Source organism: Acinetobacter sp. ANC 5600 (genome assembly GCF_002018395.1).
GTDB lineage: Bacteria > Pseudomonadota > Gammaproteobacteria > Pseudomonadales > Moraxellaceae > Acinetobacter > Acinetobacter amyesii.
In genome coordinates, this window is sequence record NZ_MVKW01000004.1 from 380,100 (window position 1) to 392,734 (window position 12,635).

Genomic DNA, 12,635 nt, shown 5'->3' on the forward strand with positions numbered 1-12,635 from the left:
GGGTTAATAAAAAGGATTATTTGTTGACTCACCCGATCCAGAACGTCCGTGCTTGTTCTGCGACTCAGATGGGAGGTCTGAAGATTTCTGAGCATCTTCAGACTGAATATGATGAAGTGCTTGATTTGCAGCATCTTTGGACAATTCAGTTGCCCAAGGCGCATATGGCAATAATGACTGAACCATTTTAGATTGTTTCCAATGTGGTGAACTTTCTACCCAAGGACCTAGCCCCTGCATAGTGATCAAAACCACCAACAATCCTTTTAAGCTTCCAAAAACACCACCTGCCAGTCGATTTAAAGGACCAAGCTTTAATGTTTTCAAAATACTGTTCAATAACCATGTAGCGACCCAAGTCATGACTACAATCAGCAATACAATAAATGCGAACGCGGCAATCTTCTGTACCACTGGATCTGTACTTAAAGATGTCATCGAAGGTGCAAGGACGGTTGCATACTTTGCCGCAATGACAAGTGCAAGAATCCATCCAATGAAGTTCGCAAAGGCTTTTACAAATCCTTGACGCAAACCGTTAAGCCCTCCAATGAGCAAAATAATCAGTATAAAGATATCAATGGTATTCATGATATTTACAATGCGTCTACGCAGTCTTTTACAAGTGTCGGACCTGTATATATGAGGCCACTATACACTTGTACAAGGCTTGCTCCTGCTTTTTGTTTCGCAACAGCATCTGCGCCCGACAAAATACCACCTACACCGATCAATGGAATTTGACCGTTTAATACTTTAGCAAAAGCCGCCAAACATGCCGTACTTTTCTCAAAGACTGGCGCGCCGGATAGACCTCCAGCTTCATCACCAAATGGAAGGCCTTCAACACCTTCACGTGACAAAGTCGTATTGGTAACAATCAGACCATCAATTTTAAATTTTAACAATTGTTGTGCAATAAAATTAATGTCTTCAGGTTCTAGATCTGGTGCAACTTTAAGTACTAAGGGTACATAATGTTGATTTTCATCCGCCAACTCGAGTTGACGTTTCTTGAGCGTCTCTAACAGTTCAGTCAAAGCATCACCGCTTTGTAAGCTGCGAAGATTTTTTGTGTTAGGAGATGAAATATTAACCGTAATATAAGAAGCGTAGTTATAAACTTTTTCTAGACAAATCAGATAATCGTCAACTGCTTTTTCAACAGGTGTGACTGCATTTTTACCGATATTGATCCCAAGTACACCCTTAAATTTTGCAGCTTTGACATTTTCGATCAGCTGATCCACGCCATCGTTGTTAAAACCCATACGGTTAATAATGGCTTTTGCTTTCGGTAAACGAAATAAACGAGGTTCAGGATTACCTGATTGTGGAAGTGGTGTAATTGTACCAATTTCAATAAAGCCGAAGCCCTGGCTCGCCAGCGCATCGATATAAGCACCGTTTTTATCAAGACCGGCTGCTAAACCAACAGGATTCGGAAATTCGATTCCCATACATGTCACTGGTTTAGACGCCACGTTTTGACGCATCATTCCCATCTTGTGAGAAGATTTCAACAGCGATAATGTCAGCTCATGTGCACGCTCTGGTGCTAAAGTAAACAACAAAGGGCGGGCTAGAGAGTACAACATATCTATAAAAGTCTACTGCTTTTTAAGTCGGCATATTATAGGCACAGCACAAATAAAACACCATGCTTAGCAGATCTTTATTTTTACCGATTATTGTACACTCGCTGTTAATTTAACCTGTCCTGCTTCAGAACTTAATTCCATCTTTTCAATACTTAAGCCCATTTGAACCAATTGCGTCAAAAAATTGGCCAGAATTGCATAATTTTCATGCATCACAGCAATCTGTATTTGCTCACCGACTTGTTGAGATGCCACGGATAAACCCTGTTGTTGCGATACACGCTGAACTTTTTCCAACGCGCTCAGTTGTGTATCACCTGCTGGTTTCATCGTGACAGCATTACTTTGCATCCAAACAACAGTATCCTTGAGTTCATTCACGCGCTTTTGTTGAAAATTTGCAGCTTTGTTCATATAAAACAGTCCCGAACCAATCGCTGCCACTACAACAAAAATCGTGGTAAAGATCACCATGACTCGTTCACGTGTTGACAGTTGGTCTAAATAATCAGTGATGCGCTCAATTTGCCCATCTATACGTTGCTGTAGGTTTTCCATTTTTATCATTATTGTATTTTCACCAATCCAATCGCGCCGTTGGCACTTGGTTGAATATTCCCTAATTCAACTTTAAAACCTTGTTGTTTTAATTGATTGGTTAGGGTTTGTAGTACTTCTGCCGAATTGGCTTTTAGCTCCATATTTAACATCGAGGCTTCATAGCTCACACGATTTGCAGAAATTTGGTTTTGCATTAGAACAGGACCAACACGGCTCAGTAAGGACAGCGCCTGTGCATTGCCTGTTTGACTCTGACGCAATTGTGACTCGAACTGGCTTTTCAGCGTTTGTTCGGTCACAGGATAGCTTTGCCCGAACCAATATTTAAACTGATCAATCGCTTGTGTCGCAGTGATATTGGCCACTTTTTTGTATTGATACCAACGAACTGCATCATAGCTAAACTGTGTAACTAAAGCTGCGACCAAAACTGCTGCACATGCTTTCCAATAGCCACTCACACCCGTATTGGCTTTGGCTTTCGGCAAAACATTCAGTGGATGTTGTTTCGGTTTTTTTATATTGGGTAATTCATAATGAAATGATTCAATGTGATCATGCGTTACAGTGGCTTCAAGACTATGCGTCTGATCTGAACTTAGATTTGAAATCTTATAGTTCGGCTGACCAATTTGATAATCTAAGTACAATGCCAAATCATCAACAGACTGACCGACATATTCACTATTTCGGACCAATAAATGACCGCTGACATTTGCCAAAACATGTTGCCCTGCTTCTGGACTTGGCAAGACCAAAAAGTCAGGTAATAACGAAATGACTTTCACAGGGATTAGTGTCAAAGCATGCTGCATCGTTTCGACTGCACTATGCGCAACCCCCATGACCGTTAATTCATCTGGACTTTGAAAATGATGCAATACTTTCATTGCATCCAAAGGCAAAATGACATATTCCTCAAGTAAATATTTTACGCCGTCTGGGCCAAGTTTTTTATATTGGTTTTTTGGAAAATTTTGCTGAATGATTTGTACATCACGACTTGGAAAGAAAACAACCGCTTCCTTTCCCGCATATGGCTGAATTTCCTGAATCAATTGTTCAAGTGTCGATGACTGCTTCCAGAAATCCCCTTCTGACCATTGCCAAACCCCATTGGCTTCGGGCATCCATAAATACAACATTAATTTTTCTGCCGTTTTAATTGGTTTTTATGTTGATGGTATAAACGTTTTAATTTGTGTTGATAACCCTGGAGCAATGACCGCTTGTTCATAAATGCGCGCTTCTGCCAAAGCATAGGGATTAAAATATTCTGAGACCAAAACACTGGCCATATGTGCCACAACGTTCATATGGCACACCACCACAATAGACTCATACGGTAAATGTGACAACCATTCCACTGCAACTTTGGCATCATCTTCCGGTTTGATGGCATTACAAATAACCACAGGCACATGTGGAAAATGTTTTTGCAAAGATGAAAGTGTTTGCTGCGCCCGCAGTAGCGGACTCACCACAAAAACGTCTGGTTGAATTATATCTTTCAAATATGCTGCAGTTTCTGCCGCTTGAGTTTGTCCGCGCGCTGTTAAAGGACGCTTTTCATCATTCCCCATTACTGGCGGAGCAGCTTCGCCATGCCTAACCAATGTCAGTTGCATAAAATTTCCTTATTCTATTCCGCACATTATATACAGCCAGTATGACAAAGCTATGTGTATTGCATATTAATCAGCAAACTTAAACTTGCTGATGTGGCAAGACAAATTCAACATCACTGCGATGGCCATTTTTCATCAGTGACAATGCAATATTCAGTGCCGGCGCACCTTCAAAAATCACTTCGTACAAGGCACTGGTAATTGGCATATACACACCGAGCTCTTCAGAGCGTGCGCGTACTTGCACAATCGTATTAATCCCTTCCGCAGTTTGTCCCAGTTCTTTGGTGGCTTGTTCTAAGCTTTTACCACTACCGAGTGCAAAGCCGACTTGGTAATTACGGCTAAGTGGACTACTACAAGTTGCAAATAAGTCACCGACACCAGATAAACCTAGGAATGTTAATGGGTTTGCGCCTAATTTCACTGCAAAGCGGCTCATTTCTGCCAAAGCACGTGTCAAAATCATACTCTTGGTATTTTCACCGACACCATAAGCTGCAGCTAGACCCATCGCGACTGCATAGATATTTTTCAGAGCACCGCCCAATTCCACGCCATGCACATCATCACTTGCAAATACACGGAACAACGCACTGTGTAGCGCTTGTTGAACTGCATAACGAACCAGCTCAGATTGGCTTGCAATCACAGTCCCCGCAGGTTGTCCTGCAACAATTTCCTTCGCCAAGTTTGGCCCTGAAAGCACACCATAAGGGACTTCAGGAAGTTCTTCACGAATAATATCGCTCATAAAGCTAAAGGTATTGGCTTCAATACCTTTGGTTAAAGACACCACTGCTTGTGAGGTTATAAAAGGTTTGATCTGCTGTAAAACACTACGGAAAGAATGGCTCGGAATAGCCACTAAAATAATGTCACGATTACATACTGCTTTTTCTAAATCTGAAACAGCGAGCAAACCGGCTTCTAATTGAAAATCTGGCAAGTAACGTTTATTGATATGTGTTGCATTGATATCCGCAGCTACCGCCTCATCACGAATCCATATCATGGTGTCACAGCCATTACGTACTGCGGTATTGGCCATCGCAGTACCAAAACTCCCACCACCCAACACCGTAACACGTAGTGCAGTTTTTTGATCAACTGACACAGGGCTAACAAGACTTGCAAAATCAAGTTCTGACATTGTTCTTTTATCCTAATTTCTTTACTGATCGAACTTCATCAATCGATCTATTTTTCACTTTTATTGGTTTGCTTTATGCCAATGGCTTACAAAGTCAGCAGACTGTATTTCAGCACGAGGTGGAATTGCTTTCACAGCTGTACCGATATAAATAATGCCTGAAATCAAATCGTTTTCCGTTAAGCCTAAGGCTTGTTTAAACAATTTAGATTCAACCACCGCCCCACTACGCCACATGGTTGAAAAGCCCTGTGCTTGTAAAGAGAGCAAAAAGTTTTGTACTGCTGCGCCTGAACTTAAAATTTGTTCGAAATGCGGAACTTTGGGATGATCTTGTAATTGAGTTAAAGCCAAAACCAATAGTGGCGCACGAAATGGATGGTGTTTCACACGTTCCAACTGCGCTTCTTCTGTTTGTCCAGTATCGGCTAAAGCATGTGAAAGCAACTCACCAAATGCTTCACGTTCAGTTTCAGGAATAATCACGAAACGCGTAGGCTTAAGACGATGATGATCTGGCGCCGTTAAAGCGGCTTGAAACGCATTTTCCAATTGCTCAGCATTCGGCGCAGGTTCAATTAAATGACCAATCGACTGACGCTGATGAATATTTTGATGAACTGTATCAACTGCTGATTTTAGAATTGACATCTATACACTGTACTTTAAAACGTTTGCTCAAGATTAGCATATTCTCAATAACTTACTCTAGAATGTTTACATCAGACTCGGTGCTTATTTGTTAAGTCAGCTTTATTCACAGATTTACTATAAAAAAACCGCATAACTTGTACAGCAGTTCCCTGTTCTATAAGAAATTTTATGTTCAAATAAATCAAATTGTTTCTAACTCGGGGCACCGTATGAAAAAATTCAACAAAACTGTTGCCATTGTTTGCACGCTAAGCGCAACTGTGCTTTTAGCTGCATGTACATCTACGCCAACAAAATCTTTAGCGATTCAAAAACCAAATAATCAATATGAAGTGACTGCCGTAGGTAAAACCAGTTTAGCGGCAAAAAATAATGCAATTGCAGCTGCAAATAGTACCTGTGGTAAAAATGCGACCCCTGTCGTGGTAGATGAAAAGCAAGAATACAACGGAGTTTTAAAAGGCGTGGTCGATGAAAAGACAGGTCAGATGATTCAGGCGGCGGCTGGCGTACTTGGCACCATTACAGGAAATAGCGGCAGCATCAGCAAAGATGATGATTACCAAACCGTACTAACCTTTAGTTGCCGTGCAAACTAAAACGTTAGTCTGTGATTTCGTTTTGCCATTAACTCAAAATGAAATTGTCGTTATGAAATAATTGTTATGAAATAGTCGACATGTAATAAAAAAGCCTGCAAAAATGCAGGCTTTTTTAGAAACAAAAATTAGCAATAACCGTCTAAACGGGTTAAAGGTAATTTTTGACCAATGGCTTTTTCAATTTCAGGTAATGAAAAAGCATCATCTTCAGACAAGAAACTAATACTCACACCACGAGTACCCGCACGACCTGTACGACCGATACGGTGTACATAATCATCAGACTGTTCAGGAAGTGTGAAGTTCACTACATGAGACACGCCATCCACATGGATACCACGACCCGCAACGTCTGTTGCAATCATGATGTTATGTTGACCATTTTTGAACTGATCAAGCATTTTCAAACGTTTATCTTGAGCGATTTCACCTGACAACATCACCACTTTATAACCATCTTTTTTGAGGTGATCATAAAGTTTACGCACTTGATCACGACGGTTGGCAAAGATCATGACCTTTTCAATTGGTTCATCACGTAAGATGTCTTCCAATAATTTATATTTATCAGACTTCGCCACCATGTAGACACGTTGCTCTACATCTGCATTGGTTTTTTTCTCAGGTTCAATTTCAACAGTTACTGGTTCAAACAACCATTGCTGTGCCAAATTTAAAACGTCATAACTAAATGTTGCAGAGAACATCAAAGTTTGTCGTTGTTCTTTACGTGGTGAAAAGCGCACGATACGTTTCACTGAAGGAATAAAGCCCATATCTAAAAGACGGTCAGCTTCATCGATCACTAAAAATTCAATTTGATCGAGCCAAACTTCTTTTTGTTCCACAAAGTCAATTAAGCGGCCTGGGGTTGCAACCATAATGTCGACAAAATTACGATTTAATAGATTTTTTTGCTTATCAAAATCTACCCCACCGAGCAAAGTCATGACATTGAGATCAGTGTATTTCACTAAATCTTTTGCATCACTTTCAATTTGCAAAGCAAGTTCGCGCGTTGGTGCAAGAATCAATGCACGCGGTTCACCACGATAACGCTGTTCTTTAATTGGATTATTCAACAAGTCATTGATCACACTGACCAAGAAAGCCGCAGTCTTCCCAGTACCAGTTTGAGCACGACCAATAGCGTCATGTCCAGCCAATGTAAATTTTAAAACCTTTTGCTGAATAGGCGTCATATCCTTAAAACCCAAAGCATCAATGGCTTTTTTAAGGTTCGGATGTAAATTTAAGGTTTCAAAACCTGATGACATATAGATGTGCCCTAATTGAATAATCACAAAATTGCTGAAGCATTATAAACAAAAAACGCCCCAATTTACATTGGAGCGTTTTTGAGTACATTCAGACGATTAGTCTAAAGGTTGTACTTCTTCAGCTTGGAAGCCTTTTTGACCTTTAACAACGCTGAATTCTACGCGTTGGCCGTCACGAAGTGAACGGTGGCCTTCGCCCATAATTGCGCGGAAATGAACGAATACGTCGTCGCCGCCGTTACGTTGAATAAAGCCAAAGCCTTTAGTGTCGTTGAACCATTTAACAACGCCTTGTTCACGAGCTGTCATAAGTTAATCCTTATCGTATTTAAAAAAGAAGGACCACCCGGTGTTGCAAACAGCAGACCAAACAAGGTTAAAAAAAATATTTTTATTTCTAAGCTTGTAATCATTCTGTAAAACTATCAACAAAATCCCGGTTACATCCAAATATATCAAGAGTTAAGAGGCTTCACAGCCAACAAAAATCTTAACAACGCAACGAGCTTAACACGGGTTTACCGCAATTAATAGATTTTTTTGATCTATTTTCCTTTTGAATATTCTTATTTTTTCACATCGTTTGAGTTATAAATCACAAAGGATTTTTACCTATTTTAGGTTGGGATTTGGCACTGTATTTGCTAATATTTCCATTGAAATGTAAACATGTTGGATCTGCTTCGTGAGTGACAGCCAAAATTCGCTTTTAACTGTAGATGCAATGGGTAAACCCTGCCCGATGCCACTATTGATGCTCAAAAAAGCTTTAAAGAAAAGTCCAGACCAATCTTTATTGTTAAAGTCATCCGATCCGCACAGCCAACAAGATGTATCACGATACTGTCAAATACATCAGTTAAACTGTGAAATGCGCAAAATTTCCGATTCTGAGTTTCATTACTTGATTGAATCTTAAAAAGATTCAGTTAAACTAAATTACTTCACAATTGAATAAAAGTTTACATTTCTATACCCAATTTTCCATAATTTACGGAAATATTGGATTAAGATGAATCTTAGTTATTGGGCTTACCCATTTTAATTCTCAAGGAGAAAACATGAGTGACAGCAGCAATCAATTGATGCCCCTGTCATTATCGGCACCTGGGGTGAATCTTGGTGCTTATATTAGTACTGTTAATCAGATTCCAATTTTATCGGCCGAACAAGAAAAAGAGCTGGCCGAACGTTATTATTATGACCAAGATTTAGACGCAGCTAAAATGCTGGTGATGTCACATCTTCGTTTTGTTGTACATATCGCACGTAGCTATGCAGGCTACGGCTTGCCACAAGGTGACCTGATTCAAGAAGGTAACTTGGGGTTAATGAAAGCGGTAAAACGTTTTGACCCAAATATGGGCGTACGTCTCGTATCTTTTGCTGTGCATTGGATTAAAGCAGAAATTCATGAATATGTGATTCGTAACTGGCGTATTGTCAAAATTGCGACCACTAAAGCGCAGCGTAAATTATTCTTTAATTTACGTAGCTTAAAAAAGTCATCTAAAAAATTAACTTTGGCTGAAGCACAGTCGATTGCCAATGACTTAAATGTAACACCTGAACAAGTCTTGGAAATGGAAGGCCGTTTAACCGCTTATGATGCTGCCTTTGAAGCTCAAGGTGATGACGACGATGAAGGTTCGACCCATGTCGCTCCTGCCCTTTATCTCGAAGATAACCGTTACGACCCTGCGCGTTTAGCGGAAGATGAAGATTACGAAGAACAAAGCACTTCAGCTTTACATGAAGCCATGGATCAGTTGGATGACCGTTCACGTAACATCTTACAACGTCGCTGGTTAGATGACGAAAAGTCGACGCTGCATGAATTGGCGGCAGAATATAATGTATCTGCTGAACGTATTCGTCAGTTGGAAAAAAATGCGATGGAAAAAATTAAAGTCGCAATGTCCTCAAACTAAGTTGAAGGCTTTTCCAGTCATTCTTAAAAAGAGCATTTCGATGCTCTTTTTTATGTCTGAATAGTATTGAATGACAAGCTACAACACAAAAACTTTGGGCATTTTTGCTTTAACCCTGCACTCTAAATATGCTATGGTTATGCGCAAATTTTGTTAAGGTGAATGCACATGTGGATTGCCATTTCCGCACTTAACTTAGCTTTTGCTGTAATGCTTGGTGCCTTTGGTGCACACGGATTAAAAGCTCGCGCGACTGAAGCCCAATTGGCTTGGTGGCAAACTGCAACGGACTATTTCTTTTATCATGCATTGGGCTTACTGGCCATTGCGATCTTATCCAAAGTCATTCCCCAACTTCCAATAAAAGCCAGTTTCCTCCTTATACAAGTTGGTATTTTCTTCTTCTGTGGTTCTTTATATGTGATGGCTCTAGGTTTACCACGTGGTCTTGGAGCCATTACCCCGATTGGTGGAGCGTTGATGATTGCTGGATGGCTCATATTGGCCTGGAATGCATTTAAATACACAAAATAATTAACCACAGATTTTGGCCTTACTCAACAGGCAAGGCAGCAAGAACGGAATCCACAAATGCAAATCTATTTAAACGGCGAATCTACACAAACCGAATGTGTCAACCTCTTGCAATTGGTTCAACAATTACAACTGGAAGGCAAACGCTTCGCTGTTGAAAAAAATGAAATGATCATCTCGAAAAGTAAATTGGAACAAACTCCAATTACTGAGCAAGATCATATTGAAATTATTCATGCCGTAGGTGGCGGCTAAAATGGAGCTCCCATGGAAGATACACCCCTAATCATTGGTTCACGTACATTTAATTCACGACTTTTAGTTGGTACAGGTAAGTACAAGGACTTAACGGAAACTGACCAGGCCATTCAAGCCAGTGGTGCTGAAATTGTGACCGTTGCCATTCGCCGTGTGAATATTGGTCAGCATCCAGACCAGCCGAACTTGCTTTCTGTAGTTCCACCTGAAAAATATACGATTTTGCCAAATACAGCAGGTTGTTTCGATGCGAACAGTGCGGTCCGTACTTGCATGTTGGCACGTGAACTCTTAGATGGTCACAATTTGGTTAAACTTGAGGTTTTAGGGGATGAGAAAACCCTATATCCAAATATTACTGAGACTTTAAAAGCTGCACGTACATTGATTGACGATGGCTTTGAAATCATGGTTTATACCTCAGATGACCCAATTGTGGCACAAGAACTGGAAAGCATGGGCTGTGTAGCCATTATGCCTTTAGGTAGTCTTATTGGCTCAGGTTTAGGTATTCTCAACCCACATACTATTTCGATCATTAAAGACAATGCCAAAGTGCCTGTCTTGGTCGATGCCGGTGTGGGTACTGCAAGTGATGCAGCGATAGCGATGGAATTGGGCTGTGATGGCGTATTAATGAATACGGCAATTGCAGCAGCTCAACACCCTGTTCTGATGGCTTCAGCGATGAAAAAAGCAGTTGAAGCAGGCCGTGAAGCATTCCTAGCAGGACGTATGCCACGTAAACGCATGGCAAATGCCAGTTCACCTGAAACTGGATACTTCTTTAAATAAGAACTCATTCACGGTATAAAAGAGGACTCTATTGAGTCCTTTTTTTGATTTTGAAAACCTGATAACAATGAAAATATCCCATATATTTTGTACTTTGAGTCTTTGTGTCGCATCTAGTTGGCTGTCTGCCCAAGTGCCCAGCACAGCCAAATCACTCGCGCCTCAAGGTTGGGACATTTTGATGGCTACGACTGGCGACCTAAACAAAGATCAAATGCCAGATATTGCGATGATCGTGGAAAAACAAAAAGTCGATGTGGTGACCTATGATGACGATGGCAAAGTCGTTCATAACCCTCCACGACAACTCATCGTATTTTTTAAAACCGCAAAGGGATATCAACGTATCGTAGAAAACAACAGTATCCCAGTCGCTCAGCAACCGAATTCATGCTTACTTGATCCACTTGCTGAAGCAGAAGACATCCAAATCAGTAAAGGCAATTTACTCGTTCATTTTAGTTATTTTATGGCTTGTGGTGGCTGGGAATGGCCCCGACATAGTTATACCTTCCGTTGGCAAAATCAACGCTTTGACCTGATTGGTTTTGACTACAGTAGCTTTCACCGAGCTTCTGGTGAAGAAACATCGAAAAGCTACAATTTTTCGACCTTAAAACGTAAGGAAATTGTAGGCGGCAATATGTTTGAAGATGCCAAAACTCATACCAAATGGTCAACCTTCAAAGCACCACAACAACTGACGCTTAAAAATATTAACTTTGATGATTTCTATACACAGTTCGAGTACTAAGTTAAACCTGAGCAATGCCAATCTAGCAATAAAAAAACCGCCAATTTCGGCGGTCTTTTTTAATTCAATTTGAATACACAACTTAAGGAATTAAACCTTCATCTCGCATCGCAATTTGAACTGATTGGCGCTCTGCAACTTTGTTGCGTAATGCAATGATATTTTTATATGGCGTTAAATCATGACCGATGCCATTTGACCAATTTGTCAGTACAAAGAGATAAGCATCTGCTGGGCCAAAGTTATCATCGACCAAATAGTCGTTATCCGATTCACCAATCGCTTTATCGATGTATGTCAATAAACGATCAATTTCTGCATAAGCTTTTTCTTTAGCGTCTGCATCTAGTGGTGCACCAAAGAATACGGCATAAGCATCATGTAATTCTGAGTTCAAATAGCCAAGCCATTCTAAAACTTTGGCACGACCTAAACCTGATGGCGGAATTAAGTCTTGTTTTGGATCATGCTGTGCAAGGAACGGTAAAATGGCCACATTCTCGGTCAGGATCAAACCTGGGTTAATTTCTAATGCAGGTACATAACCTTTTGGGTTGATCTCGTAATAATCTACCCCTTTTTCTGTTTTATGGTTTTTTAGGTCAACACGGACCAAATCAAAATCGACATTAATTTCATTTAAAATTATATGTGATGCTAATGAACATGCACCTGGAGAATAATAAAGCTTCATATCTGATCCTTGTTATGTACTATTCAATGTTTTAAATCTCTTCTGTCAAACTTTCAAGTGATCAAACCTGTAAATTGCAAAAAAGCGTAAATGCTGAAACACATATACTCATTGACTATTATCCATATTTAAGAAGATTTCAAGTCACGGTGTTATGCATTTTTATACTCAGTTGTTTTAACATAGCCGC

General features: G+C 40.3%; 17 protein-coding genes. 7 read left to right on the forward strand and 10 right to left on the reverse strand.

Annotated features, from left to right (window positions below; all coding sequences use genetic code 11):
• Nucleotides 1-3: 3 nt before the first annotated feature.
• The 7 genes from B1201_RS11445 to B1201_RS11475 all read right to left on the reverse strand — a co-directional run bounded on the left by B1201_RS11445 (nucleotide 4) and on the right by B1201_RS11475 (nucleotide 5,594).
• On the reverse strand, nucleotides 4-591 hold the full coding sequence (locus B1201_RS11445) for a CvpA family protein (RefSeq protein WP_078188866.1): 588 nt from the start codon (nucleotides 589-591) through the stop codon (nucleotides 4-6).
• Nucleotides 592-596: 5 nt separating this feature from the next.
• Complete coding sequence (locus tag B1201_RS11450; protein WP_078188867.1) at nucleotides 597-1,598, reverse strand: quinone-dependent dihydroorotate dehydrogenase; 1,002 nt, start codon at nucleotides 1,596-1,598, stop codon at nucleotides 597-599.
• Nucleotides 1,599-1,688: 90 nt separating this feature from the next.
• Nucleotides 1,689-2,168 (reverse strand): type II secretion system protein GspM, encoded by a 480-nt coding sequence (gspM, locus tag B1201_RS11455; RefSeq protein WP_078193624.1) that lies wholly within the window; start codon nucleotides 2,166-2,168, stop codon nucleotides 1,689-1,691.
• Entirely contained in the window at nucleotides 2,168-3,307 is a 1,140-nt protein-coding gene (gspL, locus tag B1201_RS11460; RefSeq protein WP_078193625.1) for a type II secretion system protein GspL, read from the reverse strand. The genes gspM and gspL overlap by 1 nt, the downstream gene beginning before the upstream one ends.
• 27 nt (nucleotides 3,308-3,334) lie before the next feature.
• Nucleotides 3,335-3,790 (reverse strand): SixA phosphatase family protein, encoded by a 456-nt coding sequence (locus B1201_RS11465; RefSeq protein WP_078193626.1) that lies wholly within the window; start codon nucleotides 3,788-3,790, stop codon nucleotides 3,335-3,337.
• Between the two features lie 79 nt (nucleotides 3,791-3,869).
• Nucleotides 3,870-4,943 (reverse strand): NAD(P)H-dependent glycerol-3-phosphate dehydrogenase, encoded by a 1,074-nt coding sequence (locus tag B1201_RS11470; RefSeq protein WP_078188874.1) that lies wholly within the window; start codon nucleotides 4,941-4,943, stop codon nucleotides 3,870-3,872.
• Between the two features lie 60 nt (nucleotides 4,944-5,003).
• On the reverse strand, nucleotides 5,004-5,594 hold the full coding sequence (locus B1201_RS11475; protein WP_171525909.1) for a nitroreductase family protein: 591 nt from the start codon (nucleotides 5,592-5,594) through the stop codon (nucleotides 5,004-5,006).
• 212 nt (nucleotides 5,595-5,806) lie between these two features.
• Here B1201_RS11475 and B1201_RS11480 point away from each other — a divergent pair, with 212 nt between their 5' ends.
• Nucleotides 5,807-6,196 carry a hypothetical protein gene (locus B1201_RS11480; RefSeq protein ID WP_078193627.1) on the forward strand — a complete coding sequence of 130 codons (390 nt, stop codon included), beginning with the start codon at nucleotides 5,807-5,809 and terminating at the stop codon, nucleotides 6,194-6,196.
• 128 nt (nucleotides 6,197-6,324) lie between these two features.
• Here the strand turns inward: B1201_RS11480 and rhlB are convergent, their stop codons facing one another.
• Together rhlB and B1201_RS11490 are read right to left on the reverse strand one after the other, a co-directional pair.
• Nucleotides 6,325-7,476: an ATP-dependent RNA helicase RhlB gene (gene rhlB / locus B1201_RS11485; protein WP_078193628.1), complete on the reverse strand. Its 1,152-nt coding sequence runs from the start codon at nucleotides 7,474-7,476 to the stop codon at nucleotides 6,325-6,327.
• A gap of 99 nt (nucleotides 7,477-7,575) precedes the next feature.
• Nucleotides 7,576-7,788 carry a cold-shock protein gene (locus tag B1201_RS11490; RefSeq protein ID WP_005014923.1) on the reverse strand — a complete coding sequence of 71 codons (213 nt, stop codon included), beginning with the start codon at nucleotides 7,786-7,788 and terminating at the stop codon, nucleotides 7,576-7,578.
• A gap of 415 nt (nucleotides 7,789-8,203) precedes the next feature.
• Between B1201_RS11490 and B1201_RS11495 the strand changes: the two genes are divergently transcribed.
• From B1201_RS11495 to B1201_RS11520, 6 genes are all read left to right on the forward strand, one after another.
• On the forward strand, nucleotides 8,204-8,398 hold the full coding sequence (locus tag B1201_RS11495; protein WP_078189214.1) for a sulfurtransferase TusA family protein: 195 nt from the start codon (nucleotides 8,204-8,206) through the stop codon (nucleotides 8,396-8,398).
• 142 nt (nucleotides 8,399-8,540) lie between these two features.
• On the forward strand, nucleotides 8,541-9,410 hold the full coding sequence (gene rpoH, locus B1201_RS11500) for an RNA polymerase sigma factor RpoH (RefSeq protein ID WP_078188879.1): 870 nt from the start codon (nucleotides 8,541-8,543) through the stop codon (nucleotides 9,408-9,410).
• A 168-nt stretch (nucleotides 9,411-9,578) separates the two neighbouring features.
• The gene (locus B1201_RS11505) at nucleotides 9,579-9,944 is read left to right on the forward strand and encodes a DUF423 domain-containing protein (RefSeq protein ID WP_078193629.1); all 366 of its coding nucleotides are present in this window, start codon (nucleotides 9,579-9,581) and stop codon (nucleotides 9,942-9,944) included.
• 57 nt (nucleotides 9,945-10,001) lie between these two features.
• Nucleotides 10,002-10,199, forward strand: a complete 198-nt coding sequence (gene thiS / locus B1201_RS11510) for a sulfur carrier protein ThiS (protein ID WP_078193630.1) — start codon at nucleotides 10,002-10,004, stop codon at nucleotides 10,197-10,199.
• Between the two features lie 12 nt (nucleotides 10,200-10,211).
• Complete coding sequence (locus tag B1201_RS11515) at nucleotides 10,212-10,997, forward strand: thiazole synthase (RefSeq protein WP_078193631.1); 786 nt, start codon at nucleotides 10,212-10,214, stop codon at nucleotides 10,995-10,997.
• 181 nt (nucleotides 10,998-11,178) lie between these two features.
• A complete protein-coding gene (locus B1201_RS11520) occupies nucleotides 11,179-11,751 on the forward strand; it encodes a hypothetical protein (protein ID WP_143221695.1) in 573 nt (190 codons plus the stop codon).
• A gap of 82 nt (nucleotides 11,752-11,833) precedes the next feature.
• Here the strand turns inward: B1201_RS11520 and B1201_RS11525 are convergent, their stop codons facing one another.
• Nucleotides 11,834-12,445 carry a glutathione binding-like protein gene (locus B1201_RS11525; protein WP_078188886.1) on the reverse strand — a complete coding sequence of 204 codons (612 nt, stop codon included), beginning with the start codon at nucleotides 12,443-12,445 and terminating at the stop codon, nucleotides 11,834-11,836.
• Nucleotides 12,446-12,635: the final 190 nt, after the last annotated feature.

What these genes read in the sequence shown, in the direction of transcription:
- B1201_RS11445 (WP_078188866.1), bottom strand. Translation starts at nt 591, where the DNA reads ATGAATACCATTGATATCTTTATACTGATTATTTTGCTCATTGGAGGG.
- B1201_RS11450 (WP_078188867.1), bottom strand. Translation starts at nt 1,598, where the DNA reads ATGTTGTACTCTCTAGCCCGCCCTTTGTTGTTTACTTTAGCACCAGAG.
- gspM (WP_078193624.1), bottom strand. Translation starts at nt 2,168, where the DNA reads ATGATAAAAATGGAAAACCTACAGCAACGTATAGATGGGCAAATTGAG.
- gspL (WP_078193625.1), bottom strand. Translation starts at nt 3,307, where the DNA reads ATGTTGTATTTATGGATGCCCGAAGCCAATGGGGTTTGGCAATGGTCA.
- B1201_RS11465 (WP_078193626.1), bottom strand. Translation starts at nt 3,790, where the DNA reads ATGCAACTGACATTGGTTAGGCATGGCGAAGCTGCTCCGCCAGTAATG.
- B1201_RS11470 (WP_078188874.1), bottom strand. Translation starts at nt 4,943, where the DNA reads ATGTCAGAACTTGATTTTGCAAGTCTTGTTAGCCCTGTGTCAGTTGAT.
- B1201_RS11475 (WP_171525909.1), bottom strand. Translation starts at nt 5,594, where the DNA reads ATGTCAATTCTAAAATCAGCAGTTGATACAGTTCATCAAAATATTCAT.
- B1201_RS11480 (WP_078193627.1), top strand. Translation starts at nt 5,807, where the DNA reads ATGAAAAAATTCAACAAAACTGTTGCCATTGTTTGCACGCTAAGCGCA.
- rhlB (WP_078193628.1), bottom strand. Translation starts at nt 7,476, where the DNA reads ATGTCATCAGGTTTTGAAACCTTAAATTTACATCCGAACCTTAAAAAA.
- B1201_RS11490 (WP_005014923.1), bottom strand. Translation starts at nt 7,788, where the DNA reads ATGACAGCTCGTGAACAAGGCGTTGTTAAATGGTTCAACGACACTAAA.
- B1201_RS11495 (WP_078189214.1), top strand. Translation starts at nt 8,204, where the DNA reads ATGGGTAAACCCTGCCCGATGCCACTATTGATGCTCAAAAAAGCTTTA.
- rpoH (WP_078188879.1), top strand. Translation starts at nt 8,541, where the DNA reads ATGAGTGACAGCAGCAATCAATTGATGCCCCTGTCATTATCGGCACCT.
- B1201_RS11505 (WP_078193629.1), top strand. Translation starts at nt 9,579, where the DNA reads ATGTGGATTGCCATTTCCGCACTTAACTTAGCTTTTGCTGTAATGCTT.
- thiS (WP_078193630.1), top strand. Translation starts at nt 10,002, where the DNA reads ATGCAAATCTATTTAAACGGCGAATCTACACAAACCGAATGTGTCAAC.
- B1201_RS11515 (WP_078193631.1), top strand. Translation starts at nt 10,212, where the DNA reads ATGGAAGATACACCCCTAATCATTGGTTCACGTACATTTAATTCACGA.
- B1201_RS11520 (WP_143221695.1), top strand. Translation starts at nt 11,179, where the DNA reads ATGGCTACGACTGGCGACCTAAACAAAGATCAAATGCCAGATATTGCG.
- B1201_RS11525 (WP_078188886.1), bottom strand. Translation starts at nt 12,445, where the DNA reads ATGAAGCTTTATTATTCTCCAGGTGCATGTTCATTAGCATCACATATA.